Raw genomic sequence first — 15947 nt, 5'->3', positions numbered from 1 at the left:
CGCCCCGGGACGTCGATCTCCCAAAATCCAACGCCCTGCTGGAATGCCGATGCGCGATACCCTGACGAGCCTGCGTTACCGCTATTGGCCGGATCATCTCCTCGGCGAGATCCTGTCCAAGCGTTGGACCGAGACCGCTATTCCGGTGATCCTGCTTTTGATCGTCGGCTTCGCGCTCAGCCGCTCCATCGATCACTTCCTCTCGCCGGCGAGCCTTGCCGACACCGCGCGGCAGGCCGGCGAGATCGGCTTCATCGGGCTCGGCATGGCGCTGGTGGTCATTGTCGGCGGCATCGATCTGTCGGTCGGCTCGATCTTCGCGCTGACGGATTTCTGCGCGCTCTATCTGCTCGACGTGCTGAACTGGCCGGTGCCTGCGGTGGTGGTCGCCACCCTCGCCTGCGGCGCACTGCTCGGTGCCGTCAACGGCGTCCTGATCGGCTACTTGAGGCTGCGCGCCTTCATCACCACGCTGATCACCTTGATCATCTACCGTTCGGCGTTCGATCTGCTGATCCAGCGCTACTCCAATTCGATCGCCGCGGCCTTTCCCGACATCCCGTCCTGGAATTTCATCGGCGGCGGCGACGTGTTCGGCATTCCGAGCGTCGCGCTGGTCTACATCGCGATCGCGATCTTCGGCCATATCTTCATGACGCGGCTGCGCCCGGGCTGGCACATCACCGCGATCGGCGGCTCGCGCCGCTCGGCCTACAATTCCGGCATTCCGGTTCGCCGCACCATCGCGCTCTGTTACGTCGCAAGTGGTGTGCTGACCAGCATCGCCGCGCTGTTCTTCGCAGCCAGGCTCGGCACCGTCGGCGGCGACATCGGCGTCGGCCTCGAGGTGATCGTGCTGACCGCGACCGTGCTCGGCGGCATCACGCTCGGCGGCGGCAAGGGCTCGGTCGCCAAATCGCTGGTCGGCGTGCTGATCGTGCTCCTGATCACCAACGGCCTGACCACGCTCAATGCGCGCGGCGGCATCAACCGCATGGCGCTCGCAGGCATCCTGCTGATCGCCGCGATGGTCGACATCCGCTGGCAGAAGAACCGCACCCGCATCATCAGCAAGGTCTATGTCGCGCCGACCTATCACGCGTTGCCGCCGCCCCCGGCCACCGAGATCGGCCAGGGTGGCCCGTTCGAGCAGAACGACAAGCTGCGCGATGTCGAATTGATCGGTCTCGGCCGCATCGAGGCGCCGGAGGACGTGATCCTCGACCGCAACAACAATCTCTACGCCGGCTCGCGCCATGGCGACATCATGCGCTTCTTCGCGCCCGACTATCAGCGCATGGAGGTGTTCGCCCATATCGGCGGTCAGCCGCTCGGCATGGCGTTCGACCGGCAGGACAATCTCTATGTCTGCATCGGCGGCATGGGCCTGTACCGGATCACGCCCGACGGCACCGTGGAGAAGGCGACCGACGAGACCAACCGCAGCATGCATTCGGTGAACGACGACAGCCGGCTGCGGCTCGCCGACGACCTCGACATCACCGATGACGGCCTGATCTTCTTCTCGGAAGCCACCGTGCGCTACGAGATGGACGAATGGCCGATCGACGGCCTCGAGGCCCGCGGCAACGGCCGCATCATCTGCTACGACACCAAGACCGGCGCGACGCACACGGCGCTGCGCGGCCTCAAATTCCCCAACGGCATCTGTGTCGCCAGCGATGGCCAGTCGATCCTGTTCGCCGAAACCTTCGGCTGCTCGATCAAGCGGCTGTGGTTCGCAGGGCCGAAGAAGGGCCAGGTCGAGGTGGTGATGGACAATCTGCCGGGCTATCCCGACAACATCAATCTCGCCTCCGACGGCAATTACTGGCTGGCGCTGGTCGGCATGCGCAGCCCCTCGCTCGACCTCGCCTGGAAGATGCCCGGCTTCCGCCGCCGCATGGCCAAACGCGTCCCGGTCGACGAATGGCTGTTCCCGAACATCAACACCGGCTGCGTCGTCAAGTTCAACGAGCAGGGCAAGATCCTCGAATCGTTCTGGGACCTGCGTGGCGAGAACCACCCGATGATCACCTCGATGCGCGAGCATCGCGGCTATCTCTATCTCGGCGGCATCATGAACAACCGGATCGGCCGCTACAAGCTGACCAACGCGGACCCGAACTTCGTGCAGTATGACAAGCGTTGGAGGAAAGCGTCGTGATCGCGGCCGTCAGGGAATTCGCCAACCGCTTTCTCGGCCGCGGCGAGGCCACCATCACCGTGCCGTCGTTCGACGGCGCGCTCAAGCCGAACCAGAAACTGGAGGCCGCGACCACCTTGCTGGAATGCGAGGCGCTCGAGGATCTCGCAACCGACGGCCGCAACCTTTATGTCGCCGACGGCCGGCGCCTGCTGCGGCTCGACGGCCGCACGGCGACCGAGCTGCGCAGCTTCGAGCAGCCGATTTCCGCGCTCTGTGCGCTCGCCGACGGCGGCATCGCGGTCGCGCTCGGCGGCCGCGAGGTGCGCCTCTACGCCAATCCCTCATCGGGCGAGCCAAGCGTGACGTTCAGCGACGCCGCCTTCAATGCGATCAACGCGCTGACGCTGGCGGACGACGGAGCCTTGATCGCGACCGACGGCTCGACAAGTTGCGGCGTCGACGATTGGGCGCGCGACCTGATGGAGCTCAACCGGAGCGGCCGCGTGTTCCGGCTCGATCCCAGGAACCGATCGGTGAAGCCGCTGGCCTCGAAGCTCGGCTACACCTTCGGCGCCTGTGCGCGCGGCGATGGCGTGCTGGTCAGCGAGAGCTGGCGGCATCGTCTCGTGCTTGTTGCGGATGGCAGGCCGCCGCAAATCGTGCTCGGCCACCTGCCGGTGTATCCGTCGCGGCTGTCGAAGGCCACGGGCGGCGGCTATTGGCTCACGGCGTTCACCGCACGCACCCAGCTGATCGAATTCGTGCTGCGCGAGCCGGGCTACCGGCGCCGCATGATGGCCGAGATTGAGCCGGCCTATTGGGTGGCGCCGCGGCTGCGCTCGGGCTTCTCGTTCAAGGAGCCGATGCAGGGCGCGCACATCAAGACCATGGGCGTCATCAAGCCATGGGCACCGCCGCGTTCCTACGGCCTCGTGATCCGGCTGGGCGAAGACGGCAAGCCGCTCTATTCGCTGCATAGCCGGGTCGACGGCGTCAATCACGGTGTCGTCGCAGCGCTCGAGCTGGGCAGCGACCTTGTGCTGATCGCCAAGGGACCGGGCCGCGTGCTGAAACTGCCCCTCGCCGGGCTTGCCGAGGAGACAGGTTCATGAGCGACACCGTGCTGTCCCTGCACAAGGCCACCAAGCTCTACGCCGGCGTGCCCGCCATCGAGGGCGTCGACTTCGACCTGCGCCGCGGCGAGATCCACGCGCTGGTCGGCGAGAACGGCGCCGGCAAGTCGACGCTGACCAAGGTGATGGCCGGCGTCGTGACATTGACGTCGGGCAGCATGACGGTCGACGGCTCCGACGTCGCGCCGCGCACGCCGCTCGAGGCCCGCAATCTCGGCATCGCCATGGTGTTCCAGGAGAACAGCCTGGTGCCGACCATGACCGTGGCGCAGAACCTGTTTCTCGGGCAGGAGAAGTTCTACAACCGGCTGCGCGGCATCTACATCGCCGCCCAGCAATTCCTGCAGTCGCTGAATTTCGACGTGACGCCGACCGCGACCGTGAGCGGGCTCGGCGCGGCCAAGAAGCAGATGGTGGAGATCGCGCGCGCGGTCCTGCACAAGGCCAAGGTCATCATCTTCGACGAGCCAACCGCATCGCTGACGCCGGAAGAGAAGAAGTATTTCTTCGACCTCGTCCGTGACCTCAAGAAACGCGGCGTCTCGATCATCTTCATCTCGCATGCGCTGGAAGAGGCCTTGCTGCTCGCCGACCGGATCACCGTGCTGCGCGACGGCAAGCACGTCGTCACCGACGATGCGGCGAAGTTCGACCGCGCCGCGATCGTGCAGGCGATGGTCGGACGCGACCTCTCCAACACGCTGTATGGCGCCAGGAAGGCCAGCGTCCGGCCCGCCGGCGCGCGCGTGCTCACGGTGCAGAACCTCAAGATGGCGCCGATGGTGAAGAACAATTCGCTGTCGGTGTTTGCCGGGCAGATCACCGGCGTGTTCGGCCTGGTCGGCGCAGGCCGCACCGAGACCTTCAAGATCGTATCCGGCGTGCTGAAGCGCGACTTCTTCCATGGCGGCGAGATCCTGCTGCACGACAAGCCGGTGCGCTACCGGGTCCCGGCGCCGGCGGTGAAGGCCGGCATCGCCTATGTCACCGAGGATCGCAAGGTCGAGGGCTTCTTCGAGACCGCCTCGATCGCCCGCAACATCTATCTCGGCCTGCTCTCGAAGTTTCCAGGCGGCCGCATGATGCTGTCGCGGCGCGAGACCAACACGGTGGGCAAGACCTGGACCCAGCGGCTGAAGGTCCGCGCAATCGGCGACGAAGCCAGGGTGGTCGAGCTTTCAGGCGGCAACCAGCAGAAGGTGGTGATCGCCAAGTCACTGGTGCAGGAGCCCGAGCTGATCATCTTCGACGAGCCGACCCGCGGCGTCGACGTCGGCGCCATTGTCGAGATCCACGAGCTGATCAACCAGCTCGCCGACGAAGGCAAGGCGGTGGTGGTGATCTCATCCTATCTGCCCGAGATCATGGCCCTCTCCGACCGCATCCTGGTCTCGCGCCAGGGCAAGGTGGTCGAGGAATTCTCCGCGGTCGAGGCGACCGAGGAGAAGATCATGTATGCGGCGATCCATTGATGCCGCAATTGGCATCCGTCACGGCGGGCGCGCCACGCCGATGGCAGATGATTGGCGCTGGTCGGCGAGGCGCTGTCGCAAAAGGAGGAATCAGCACGTTTGGGCCGCAGCGCAAGGATCAGGTGCGCCGCGCCGGCGGCCTCCTTGTTGGCGTCCGTCATGAAGACGCCGAGCAGCCGTCCGGGCACCACGTTGCCGCGAGTCATGAAGCGCGTCGGGACAGCGAGCAATGCGCAGCGGATGCCGGCTCCGCTCATCCCGGTACTGCTGCCCTGCTCTGCGGCTGCCAGCGACGTACGCCGGTGAAATCGGGGCCAGTGCATCTAGGGTAGCGACGCCGCGAAACTGCTATCGACCGGGGAAACAAATGGAAACAAGGACACCGGTCGTACCGCCCGACAGCCAAGGAACTGATGGTGGTTCACTTCGGCCAGTGCCGGATTGCGCCTTGGCTTTCCGTTGATCGAACAACGTGGCAGTGCTTCCGCATCGAAATTGCCGTCTCATCCATCCTGAGCGCGACGCCGGTCGGGATTTTGCTGCAATCAGAAAATGGCGCGCCCGGAACGATTCGAACGTCCGACCCTCAGATTCGTAGTCTGATGCTCTATCCAGCTGAGCTACGGGCGCATTTTCGCAGGTGGGCTTAAGCCCGCACGGCTCCAGGAGCCCCGGAGCGTCGCGAAAGAGCGCTCTAGCTACAGGCTCCCGGTCCGGTTGGCAAGGTCTGCAAGCGCCAATTTCGGCCGAGGTTTTAGCCGCGCAGGGTTGCCGGAATGGCCTCAGGCCCTCGCCCGCTCACTGCGGACCGACAGCAGTTCCACCGGGCGATCCGGGATCGAGATCTGGAACGTGGCACCGATGGTGCCCTCGACCAGATGGATATGGCCGCCATGGGCGCGGATCAGCTCGGCGGCGATCGCAAGGCCCAGTCCGCTGCCGCCGGGGCGGCCGGAGGTCTGGAACGCCTCGAACAGATGCTCGCGCGCCTTGGCCGGAACGCCGGGGCCGGTATCGGAGACCTCGATGATCGCAACCGTCCCCTCGCGGCGGCCGGTGATGCGGATCTGCTGGGCACCGCCATCGCTGTCCTGCCGGCTTTCCAGGGCCTGCGTCGCGTTGCGCACCAGGTTGAGCAGCACGCGGAACAGCTGGTCCGGATCGGCGTCGATGGTGAGGCCGCGCTCGATCGCGCTGATCCAGGTGATCGAGACATCGGTCGCAAGCCCGGCAGACTCGCGCACCTCGGCAACCGCAGGCTCCACCATGATGACGCGGCGGTCGGGTGCCGCCTCCTGGGCGCGGCCATAGGACAATGTCGACTGGCAAAAGGCGATGGCGCGCTCCAGCGAGCGCAGCAGTTTCGGCGCGAAGCGCTGCACCCGCGGATCGGGCACGCTGGCGAGCTGGTCCGACAGCAGTTGCGAGGACGCCAGCAGATTGCGCAGGTCGTGATTGATCTTGGAGACGGCGAGCCCGAGCGCGGCAAGCCGGCTCTTCTGATGCAGCATCGAGACGAGGTCGCGCTGCATGTCCGACAGCTCGCGCTCGGCAACGCCGATCTCGTCGCCGCGCTGGCTGGGCACGATGATTCGCGCCGAACTCTCCGGATTCTCGTGGAAGCCGACCAGGCTCGCGGTCAGCCGCCGCATCGGGCGGACGAACAGATAATGCAGCGCCAGATAGACCAGGCCGGCGGTCAGGCCGGCGATCAGGAGCGCGACCACCAGAACGTTGCGCGAGAAGCGGTACATCGCCTGCCGCAGCGGTTTCTCGTCGATCACGACCTCGATGAATTGCGCCTGGCCCGGCGCGGGCCCGACCACGCGGATGGTCTGGTCACCGTGCTCGAGCATGATCTCGAAGGCATCGACGATCGCCGACCATACCGTCATGGCCCGCATGTCGACATCATGGTCGATCGCGGCCGGCAGGTCAGCGCTGGCGAGCAGGCGGCGCTGCTGGCCGAGCTTGATGGCGACGGCGCGGGCGCCGATGCTGGTCAGGATCTGCCGCGCCAGCGAATCCGGCACCAGGCCGGACGGGGCGGCATCGAGCACCAGCGCCGCGGTGTTGGCGGCGGCCAGGCGGTCATTGAGCCGGTTCATCCGGAAGTTGGCGATGGCCGGCACGTAGATCAGGAGCCCGGCGATCATCACCAGCGGAATCGTCAGCAGCAAAAGCTTGCCCGACAGCCCGAGCCGAAGGGGCGGCTTGGGCCGCTGCTTCTGCGCGGTCGCCTGATCGTCAGTTAGAGCCACAAGATAAGGCCTTGTTGGGCTTAGGGGTCGGAAGATGGGGCCCGGCCCCCAAGCCGGTCAAATTACGGATCGCTAATGTCGGCGGTTCCCCGAACGCCCCAAAGCGCTCCTCACCGGCAAAAACCCCGCGAAAACAGTTATATTCGCCCCAATTGCGACGTTTCAAAGAAGCCTCGTTGCGACGCCCTGTGACATTGACGAAAACAGGGCGCTCCCTTATAAGCCGCGCCAACTGTCCGCGATGGCCCGGTTCTTGACCGGGGGCGGCTCATTTGGGGCCGTCATCGGCTCGCTTGGGCCTGCCAGCATCATCGGACTCCATCTCAATACAACGGCAAATTGCCCGGTCAGCGGAGAATTACCCGTGAAGCGGACTTATCAACCCAGCAAACTGGTGCGCAAGCGCCGTCACGGCTTCCGCGCCCGTCTCGCCACGGCCGGCGGCCGCAAGGTCCTCGCTGCGCGCCGTGCGCGCGGCCGCAAGCGCCTGAGCGCCTGAGCCCGGACGTCTCCTCTCCGGAGATACCCATTATGGATCGGCTGAGGCAGCGGGCGGATTTCCTCGCCGTTGCCAATGGCGCACGGGCGAATACCACAGCTTTTGTGCTGCAGGGCCGCCGTCGCGACGATCAGGGCCCGATCCGCGTCGGCTATACCGTCACCAAGAAGAACGGCACCGCGACCGAGCGCAACCGCATCCGCCGCCGGCTTCGCGAAGTGATAAGACGGGTCGATGCCGTATTCATGCGGCCGCACCATGATTATGTGCTAGTCGGCCGTCGTGACGCGCTGACCCGCGACTTTGCGACCATGATTGACGACCTGCGGTCGGCGCTGCGCCGCCTCGACCGGCCTGCGCCAAAGGCGGGTACCAACAAGGCGGGTAACAAGAGCGCTCCCAATCCGAATGGAATGACGAGACCCTAAGAGATGTCCGACAACCGCAACACGATCATCGCCGTCATTCTGTCGGGCCTCGTCCTGATCGCCTGGCAATATTTCTATAACGTGCCGCAGATGGAGAAGCAGCGCGAGGCGCAGCGCCAGGCCGAGCTGTTGAAGCCGGCACCGCAGGCGACCCCTGGTGCTGCTCCCGGCGCCGCTCCCGGAAGCTCCGCGACGCCGTCACCGACAGCGGCCGCGCCCGGCGCCGACGCTCCGGTGGCGAGCCGCGAGACGGTGCTCGCGGCCGGCCCGCGCATCAAGATCGAGAGCCCGCGCGTCATCGGCAGCATCGCGCTGAAGGGCGCCCGGATCGACGATCTGGCGCTGGTCCAGTTCCGCGAGACGGTCGACCCCACATCTCCGGCCGTCGTGCTGCTGTCGCCGTCGGGCACCGCCGAGCCTTATTATGCCGAGTTCCTGTGGCTGACCGCCAACGGCTCGTCGGTGAAGACGCCGAACGCCGAAACCGTCTGGCAGCAGGAGGGTTCGAACAGCCTCTCGCCAAGCACCCCGGTGACGCTGAAATACGACAACGGCCAGGGCCTGACCTTCCGCCGCACCATCTCGATCGACGATCGCTACCTCTTCAGCATCAAGGATGAGGTCAACAATCTCGGCAGCGCGCCGGTGACGTTGTATCCGTTCGGCCTGATCTCGCGCGGCGGCAAGCCGCCGGTCTCCGGCTACGCGATCCTGCACGAAGGCCCGATCGGTTATCTCGGCGAACAGGGCCTGCAGGAATACACCTACAAGAACCTCGACGAGGCCAAGACCCCGACCGGCGGAAATTCGCGCGGCGTCGTGTTCTCGAAGGTCACCGACGGCTGGCTCGGCATCACCGACAAATACTGGGCGACCGCGCTGCTGCCGGAAACCAATGCGACGCTGGACACCGCCCGCTTCACCACCGGCGACAAGCGCTATCAGGCCGACTACATGCTCGGCGCGCAGACCATTCCGATCGGCGGCACCGGCGTTGCCAATGCGCGGCTGTTCGCCGGCGCGAAGGAGGCCGCCACGGTCGGCCTCAACTTCCCGCTGGTCGGCTTCGGCGGCTACAACAAGCAGCTCGGCCTCAACCATTTCGATCTCCTGATCGACTGGGGCCACTTCTACTTCATCACCAAGCCGATGTTCCTGGCGCTCGACTGGTTCTATCGCCTGGTCGGCAATTTCGGCATCGCGATCCTCTTGGTGACCGTGATCGTGAAGCTGCTGTTCTTCCCGCTCGCCAACAAGTCCTACGCCTCGATGGCGAAGATGAAGTCGGTGCAGCCGCAGCTGGCCGCGCTGAAGGAGCGCTATCCTGACGACCGCGTGAAGCAGCAGCAGGAGATGATGGAGATCTACAAGAAGGAGAAGATCAACCCGATCGCCGGTTGTCTTCCCGTCGCCTTGCAGATCCCGGTGTTCTTCTCGCTCTACAAGGTGCTGTTCATCACCATCGAAATGCGGCACGCGCCGTTCTTCGGCTGGATCAAGGACCTCTCGGCACCCGATCCGACCAATCTGTTCACGCTGTTCGGGCTGATCCCGTTCGATCCGATCGCGCTGCTCGGACCGCATTTCGGCGCCTATCTGGTGATGGGCATCTGGCCGATCATCATGGGCATCACGATGTGGGTGCAGATGAAGCTCAACCCGGCGCCGCCGGATCCGACCCAGAAGATGATCTTCGACTGGATGCCGCTGATCTTCACCTTCATGCTGGCCGGCTTCCCGGCGGGTCTCGTGATCTACTGGGCCTGGAACAACACGCTCTCGGTGCTGCAGCAGAGCTTCATCATGCGCAAGAACGGCGTCAAGGTGGAGTTATTCGACAATCTGAAGTCGACCTTCGCCAAGAAGCCGACATAGCTTCCTGCGCCCGCTCTATCACTGCGTCATGCCCGGCCTTGTGCCGGGCATCGACATATTTGGCGGCCAGCAAAACGTTGACGCGGATGGCCGGGTCGTCTTACGCCAAAGCTGCGCTTCGGGCTTTCGCCCGGCCACGATGAAATGGGATCCTTCGCATGACCGCCGAACCTGATGCGGAGCTGATCGAGCAGGGGCGAAAGCTGTTCGCCGGCGACTGGCGCTTCATCTGGGCCTCGCCCTCGATCGAGACGCTGCCGCCGATGGCCGGCCTCGAGGTCGCCTTTGCCGGCCGCTCCAATGTCGGCAAGTCGAGCCTGATCAACGCGCTGACCGGCCGCAATGCGCTAGCTCGCACCTCGCATACGCCGGGCCGCACCCAGGAACTGATCTTCTTCGAGGGCCCGGAAAACGCGGACATTCGTCTCGTCGACATGCCCGGTTACGGCTACGCCTCGGCGCCGAAGACCAAGGTGGCGTCATGGACCGCGCTGATCCACAAATTCCTGCTCGGGCGCGCGACGCTGGCGCGGGTCTATGTGTTGATCGACGCCCGCCACGGCATCAAGGACGTCGATCAAGACGTGCTGAAGACGCTCGATAAGTCCGCGGTCAGCTACCAGGTCGTGCTGACCAAGGCCGACCAGGTCAAGACCGGCGAACTCAAGACCGTCACCGCCGAAACCATCGCGACGCTGGCTAAACATCCCGCCGCGTTCCCCGAAGTGCTGGTGACCTCGTCGCGCACCGGCGACGGCATGCCGGAGCTGCGTGCCGCCATGGTACGCCTGATCGAGGAGCGGCGCCGATGAACGGCGCATCCCGTCTCCTGATCGGCCTTGCCGCCATCATGGGCGCCTGCGGCGTGATATTGGCGGCGGCCGCGGCCCATCTGCCGGACGCATCGCGGCTGGCGGCGGCATCCTCGATGCTGCTGTTCCATGCCACCGCCGCCATCGCGACCATTGCGGTCGCGGAGCGCGCGATCATCCATCTGAAGCTCGGTGTCGTGGCGGCGGCAGGCTTCGTCATTGCGGCGTCATTGTTCGCGGGCGACCTCACGCTGCGCCAATATGGCGGCCATGGCCTGTTTCCGATGGCTGCGCCTGCCGGCGGAACGCTGCTGATCCTGAGCTGGCTGGCGCTGGCAGTTTCGGCCATGTGGCCGAGGCGCTGAACGGTAGCCCGGATGCAGCGAAGCGAAATCCGGGAATCGTGCCGCGGGTGCAGACCCCGGATTGCGCTTCGCTCCATCCGGGCTACGAATACCTCTCCCACTTTGCGCCCTGCCCGGCAATCAGATAGAACCGCGCCCGTCCCTCCGCTGACGTGAGACCAGCCCCATGACCGACCAGCACATCAGCCCGCTCGATCAGGCCCGCATCCTGTCCGAGGCGCTGCCACACATGCAGGAATATGACGAAGAGACCATCGTCATTAAATACGGCGGCCATGCCATGGGCGCCGAGGACACCGCCAAGGCATTCGCGCGCGACATCGTGCTGCTCGAGCAGACCGCAATCAATCCGGTGGTCGTGCATGGCGGCGGGCCGCAGATCGCGACCATGCTGAAGCGCCTCGGCATCCAGTCGGAATTCGCCGCCGGGCTGCGCATCACCGATGCCGCGACCATCGAGATCGTCGAGATGGTGCTGGCGGGCTCGGTCAACAAGCAGATCGTCGGCTACATCAACGAAGCCGGCGGCAAGGCCGTCGGCCTCTCCGGCAAGGACGGCAACATGGTGAAGGCGTCGAAGACGACGCGCACCATGGTCGATCCCGATTCCAACATCGAGAAGGCGGTCGATCTCGGCTTCGTCGGCGACCCCGAGAAGGTCGATCTCACGCTGCTCAATCAGCTGATCGGCTATGAGCTGATCCCGGTGTTGGCGCCGCTGGCGACCTCGCAGGACGGCCTGACGCTGAACGTCAACGCCGACACCTTTGCCGGCGCGATCGCGGGCGCGCTGAAGGCCAAGCGCCTGCTGCTGCTGACCGACGTGCCCGGCGTGCTCGACAAGTCCAAGAAGCTGATTCCGGACCTGTCGATCAAGGAAGCCCGCAAGCTGATCGCCGACGGCACGATCTCCGGCGGCATGATCCCGAAGGTCGAGACCTGCATCTACGCGCTCGAACAGGGCGTGCAGGGCGTCGTCATCATCGACGGCAAGACGCAGCACGCGGTGCTGCTCGAGCTCTTCACCAACCAGGGCACCGGCACGCTGATCCACAAGTAATGGCAGACGAGGTCGTCATCGCGGGACGCGCGGCGAGGATACCTCGCCGGTCGCCGCCGGCGCGGCTCGCGATGTCGCTGCCGGCCGCGCTGGTGTCGTTCCTGTTCTCGGCGGCGCCGGCGCATGCCGATCTCAAGCTCTGCAACCGCATGAGCTATGTAATCGAGGCCGCGATCGGCATCGACGACAAGGCCGCAACGGCGACACGCGGCTGGTTTCGCATCGATCCCGCGACCTGCCGCGTTGTGGTGCAGGGCGCGCTGACCGCGGACCGCGTGCTGCTCAATGCGCGTGCCCTCGGCGTCTACGGCGCGTCGCCGATCCCGCAGAACGGCACCGACACGCTCTGCGTCGCGCAGGACAATTTCGTGATCGCCGCCGCGCGCCAATGCCGCTCCGGCCAAACGCCGGCGCAGTTCACCCAGATCACGCCGACGCAGACCGATGACGGCAATCTTGTCGCCTACCTCGCCGAAGACAGCGAGTATGACGACGAGCAGGCGCGGCTCGCCGGCATCCAGCGTCTGCTGGTGATCGCGGGCTACGACGCTGCGCCGATCGACGGTGTCGACGGGCCGAAGACGCAGAGCGCGCTGTCGGCATTCCTGAGGAGCCGCGGGCTCGGCAGCGACATCGTGCAGTCGCCGAACTTCTTCGCCACCATGGTCGATGCCGTGCAGAAGCCCTCGCCGTCGGGACTGACCTGGTGCAACGACACGCCGCACAAGGTGATGGCCGCGGTTGCGACCGACGACGGCAAGATGGTGACCAGCCGCGGCTGGTATCGGATCGACCCCGGCAAATGCCTGCATCCCGACGTGTCGGGCACGCCGAAGCAGATCTATTCTTTCGCGGAAGCCGTCGACGGCGACAACCGCGCCATCCGCATCAAGGACAAGCCGCTGAACTGGGGCGGCGCGGTGCAGCTCTGCACCCGCGAAAGCAAGTTCGAGGTCAACGAGCAGGGCGACTGCGCCACCCGCGGCCTCACCGCGCTCGGCTTCACCACCGTCGACATGACCAGCGGCGGCAAGACGCTGCGCTTTGCGATGCCGTGATGAAGACAGTGGCGCCACATGGATCACCGTCGTCCTGGCGAAAGCCAGGACCCATTACCACAGGCAATCATTTGGCGAAGACTGGTAGTGACCGACCGTTGCGCGGTATCGGCACCGCGCTTCATTTGATGGATCACGCGGTATGGGTCCTGGCTTTCGCCAGGACGACGACGGAAAGATAACATGAAAACTCCCCGCAGCTTCGGCCATGTCGAGACCTGGGTGTTCGACCTCGACAACACGCTGTACCCGCATCACGTCAATCTGTGGCAGCAGGTCGATGCGCGGATCGGCGAGTTCGTCGGCAACTGGCTGAAGATCTCGCCCGAGGAAGCGCGACGGCTACAGAAGGACTATTACCTGCGCTACGGCACCACGATGCGCGGCATGATGACCGAGCACGGCGTGCAGGCGGACGACTATCTCGCCTATGTGCACGAGATCGACCACTCGCCGTTGCAGCCGAATCCGGCGATGGGCGCTGCGATCGCCAAGCTGCCGGGGCGCAAGCTGATCCTGACCAACGGCTCGGTCGATCATGTCGATGCGGTACTGGGCCGGCTCGGCATCTCCAACCATTTCGACGGCGTGTTCGATATCATCGCCGCCGATCTCGAGCCGAAGCCGGCGCCGCAGACCTATCAGAAGTTCCTGAGGCTCCACGACGTCGATCCGACCAAGGCTGCGATGTTCGAAGACCTCGCGCGCAATTTGGTGGTGCCGCATGAACTCGGCATGACCACCGTGCTGGTGGTGCCCGACGGCAGCCAGGAGGTGGTGCGCGAGACCTGGGAGCTCGAAGGCCGCGACGCCGCTTATGTCGACCACGTCACCGACGATCTCACGGGTTTCTTGCAGCGGCTCGACAGGAAGCCATAGCTTCGACAGGTGTCGTCCCAGCGAAAGCTGTGACCCATAACCGCAAATCCGAGCTTGGTTACGCGCCGTGGCCCCAGCGTGCCGCAACACTGGCATTCGTGGTGATGGGTCCCGGCTCGCGCTTCGCTTGGCCGGGACGACGGAGGAGGGAGACCGCTCGGCGGGACAGGAGTTTGCCTTGACTCCGTGGCCCCAAATTCCGAAAAAGCCCTGCAAAATTCCCGTCATATCTCCTATACGCCCAAGGATTGTCCCGATGTCGCTGTCCGCCCTCGAAACCACCGTCAACACCGCGTTCGACGCCCGCGAAGGCATCTCGACCTCGACCAAGGGCGAGGTCCGCGAGGCCGTCGACCACGCGCTGGAGCTGCTCGACAAGGGCGAGGCCCGCGTCGCCGAGCGCGAGGCCAGCGGCAAGTGGAAGGTCAATCAGTGGCTGAAGAAGGCGGTGCTGCTCTCGTTCCGCCTCAACGACATGGGCCAGATCGCGGGCGGCCCGGGCCAAGCCTCGTGGTGGGACAAGGTGCCCTCGAAGTTCGAGGGCTGGGGCGAGAACCGCTTCCGCGACGCCGGCTTCCGCGCCGTGCCGGGGGCGATCGTGCGCCGCTCGGCCTTCATCGCCCGCAACGTCGTGCTGATGCCCTCCTTCGTCAATCTCGGCGCTTACGTCGATGAAGCCACCATGATCGACACCTGGTCGACGGTCGGCTCCTGCGCCCAGATCGGCAAGCGCGTGCACATCTCCGGCGGCGTCGGCATCGGCGGCGTGCTCGAGCCGCTGCAGGCCGAGCCCGTGATCGTCGAGGACGACTGTTTCATCGGCGCGCGCAGCGAGGTCGCCGAAGGCGTGATCGTGCGCAAGGGCGCGGTACTGTCGATGGGCGTGTTCCTGGGCGCCTCGACCAAGATCGTCGACCGCGAGACCGGCGAGATCTTTGTCGGCGAGGTCCCGGAATACGCCGTCGTGGTTCCCGGCACGCTGCCGGCCAAGCCGCTGAAGAACGGCCAGCCGGGACCTGCCACCGCCTGCGCCGTGATCGTCAAGCGCGTCGACGAGCGCACCCGCGCCAAGACCAGCATCAACGAGCTGCTGCGGGACTAAGAAGCGCTTCGGCGCTTCCCCATCCCTCACCGTCACCCTGAGGTGGCCGCTTCTTCAGCGGCCCTCGAAGGGTCGGCGGCCCTACTGTGGCCGTGCATCCTTCGAGGCTCGCTCCGCTCGCACCTGCAGCGACAAAGGCGAAGCCTTTGCGCGGGGATGACGGGTCCGGAAGATCGAACCAAATTCCATCCGACGCCGACAAAACTCCGGGCCGCGAAAAATTGCCGCTGCCCGGAGTTTTTTCATGGACTGGGCCAATTACCTGTTCGGCTTCAAGGGCCGCGTCAACCGGGCGAAATTCTGGCTCGCAGCACTGATCATCGTGTGCTGGATGATGTTGCTGGCCGCGCTGGTGATCCTGGCGGGCCTCGGCGGCAAGGGTGCATCGTTCGGCTTCAATGTCGACGACATCTTCCGGGCGTTCGACCCGGACAGCTACAAATCGCTGACCTCCGCCGGATTGCCCGCGCTGCTGGTCAAGGCCAGCGGAACGGCACTGTTCGTCTGGGTCTACATCGCGGTCTCGATCAAGCGCCTGCACGACCGCGACAAGAGCGGCTGGTGGATAGTCCCGTTCTTCGCGATCCCCGGTCTCATGAGCCAATTCTCGGACCGGCTTCCCGATGATTCCTATTGGGCGATGGCGGCGGGCGGGATCGTCTCCGTGCTCTATATCTGGGGCTTTATCGAGCTGGCGTTTCTGCGCGGCACCCCTTACCCCAATCGGTATGGTCCCAATCCGCTTGGAAAAACCCATGTGCGGCAAGGCGGCGACCGCGGCAACGGGTCGCGCTCCAGGCAGGGCTGGGATCAGCAGAGCGAGCTCGAATGATGCGGCACAAAGCTGGTCCACC

14 protein-coding genes and 1 tRNA gene are annotated in these 15947 nt (G+C 65.2%); 13 read left to right on the top strand and 2 right to left on the bottom strand.

Translation table 11 applies throughout. The features are described 5' to 3' along the window. The first annotated feature begins 43 nt into the window (after positions 1 to 43). From ACVIGB_RS35115 to ACVIGB_RS35105, 3 genes are read left to right on the top strand one after another with little or no spacing between them, the layout of a single operon-like run. Positions 44 to 2167 carry an ABC transporter permease gene (locus ACVIGB_RS35115; RefSeq protein ID WP_456719221.1) on the top strand — a complete coding sequence of 708 codons (2124 nt, stop codon included), beginning with the start codon at positions 44 to 46 and terminating at the stop codon, positions 2165 to 2167. Next, complete coding sequence (locus tag ACVIGB_RS35110) at positions 2164 to 3261, top strand: hypothetical protein (protein ID WP_456719222.1); 1098 nt, start codon at positions 2164 to 2166, stop codon at positions 3259 to 3261. The genes ACVIGB_RS35115 and ACVIGB_RS35110 overlap by 4 nt, the downstream gene beginning before the upstream one ends. Beyond that, positions 3258 to 4754 carry a sugar ABC transporter ATP-binding protein gene (locus tag ACVIGB_RS35105; RefSeq protein WP_456719223.1) on the top strand — a complete coding sequence of 499 codons (1497 nt, stop codon included), beginning with the start codon at positions 3258 to 3260 and terminating at the stop codon, positions 4752 to 4754. Before ACVIGB_RS35110 ends, ACVIGB_RS35105 begins: the two co-directional genes overlap by 4 nt. 553 nt (positions 4755 to 5307) lie before the next feature. Here the strand turns inward: ACVIGB_RS35105 and ACVIGB_RS35100 are convergent. Together ACVIGB_RS35100 and ACVIGB_RS35095 are read right to left on the bottom strand one after the other, a co-directional pair. Further along, positions 5308 to 5384 (bottom strand) — tRNA-Arg (locus ACVIGB_RS35100). A gap of 152 nt (positions 5385 to 5536) precedes the next feature. Continuing rightward, positions 5537 to 7015, bottom strand: coding sequence for a sensor histidine kinase (locus ACVIGB_RS35095; RefSeq protein WP_176534089.1), 1479 nt, complete (start codon positions 7013 to 7015; stop codon positions 5537 to 5539). Between the two features lie 364 nt (positions 7016 to 7379). Here ACVIGB_RS35095 and rpmH point away from each other — a divergent pair, with 364 nt between their 5' ends. The 10 genes from rpmH to ACVIGB_RS35045 all read left to right on the top strand — a co-directional run bounded on the left by rpmH (position 7380) and on the right by ACVIGB_RS35045 (position 15925). Beyond that, positions 7380 to 7514: a 50S ribosomal protein L34 gene (rpmH, locus tag ACVIGB_RS35090; RefSeq protein WP_008542748.1), complete on the top strand. Its 135-nt coding sequence runs from the start codon at positions 7380 to 7382 to the stop codon at positions 7512 to 7514. Positions 7515 to 7546: 32 nt separating this feature from the next. Then, positions 7547 to 7942: a ribonuclease P protein component gene (gene rnpA / locus ACVIGB_RS35085; protein ID WP_092122659.1), complete on the top strand. Its 396-nt coding sequence runs from the start codon at positions 7547 to 7549 to the stop codon at positions 7940 to 7942. A gap of 3 nt (positions 7943 to 7945) precedes the next feature. Then, on the top strand, positions 7946 to 9817 hold the full coding sequence (yidC, locus tag ACVIGB_RS35080) for a membrane protein insertase YidC (protein ID WP_456719224.1): 1872 nt from the start codon (positions 7946 to 7948) through the stop codon (positions 9815 to 9817). A gap of 158 nt (positions 9818 to 9975) precedes the next feature. After that, positions 9976 to 10629: a ribosome biogenesis GTP-binding protein YihA/YsxC gene (yihA, locus tag ACVIGB_RS35075; RefSeq protein WP_456719225.1), complete on the top strand. Its 654-nt coding sequence runs from the start codon at positions 9976 to 9978 to the stop codon at positions 10627 to 10629. Then, a complete protein-coding gene (locus ACVIGB_RS35070) occupies positions 10626 to 10994 on the top strand; it encodes a DUF423 domain-containing protein (protein WP_456719226.1) in 369 nt (122 codons plus the stop codon). Before yihA ends, ACVIGB_RS35070 begins: the two co-directional genes overlap by 4 nt. 166 nt (positions 10995 to 11160) lie before the next feature. Continuing rightward, a complete protein-coding gene (argB, locus tag ACVIGB_RS35065) occupies positions 11161 to 12054 on the top strand; it encodes an acetylglutamate kinase (RefSeq protein WP_092122647.1) in 894 nt (297 codons plus the stop codon). 71 nt (positions 12055 to 12125) lie between these two features. After that, positions 12126 to 13112 carry a DUF1036 domain-containing protein gene (locus tag ACVIGB_RS35060; RefSeq protein ID WP_456725003.1) on the top strand — a complete coding sequence of 329 codons (987 nt, stop codon included), beginning with the start codon at positions 12126 to 12128 and terminating at the stop codon, positions 13110 to 13112. 183 nt (positions 13113 to 13295) lie between these two features. Continuing rightward, positions 13296 to 13991 carry a pyrimidine 5'-nucleotidase gene (locus tag ACVIGB_RS35055; protein ID WP_456719227.1) on the top strand — a complete coding sequence of 232 codons (696 nt, stop codon included), beginning with the start codon at positions 13296 to 13298 and terminating at the stop codon, positions 13989 to 13991. Between the two features lie 256 nt (positions 13992 to 14247). After that, a complete protein-coding gene (gene dapD / locus ACVIGB_RS35050) occupies positions 14248 to 15093 on the top strand; it encodes a 2,3,4,5-tetrahydropyridine-2,6-dicarboxylate N-succinyltransferase (protein ID WP_456719228.1) in 846 nt (281 codons plus the stop codon). A gap of 244 nt (positions 15094 to 15337) precedes the next feature. Continuing rightward, positions 15338 to 15925 (top strand): DUF805 domain-containing protein, encoded by a 588-nt coding sequence (locus ACVIGB_RS35045; RefSeq protein ID WP_456719229.1) that lies wholly within the window; start codon positions 15338 to 15340, stop codon positions 15923 to 15925. Positions 15926 to 15947: the final 22 nt, after the last annotated feature.

Source organism: Bradyrhizobium sp. USDA 4341 (genome assembly GCF_054063755.1).
Note: the sequence above shows the minus strand (reverse complement) of the source record. Positions and strands in the feature narration are given on the sequence as shown.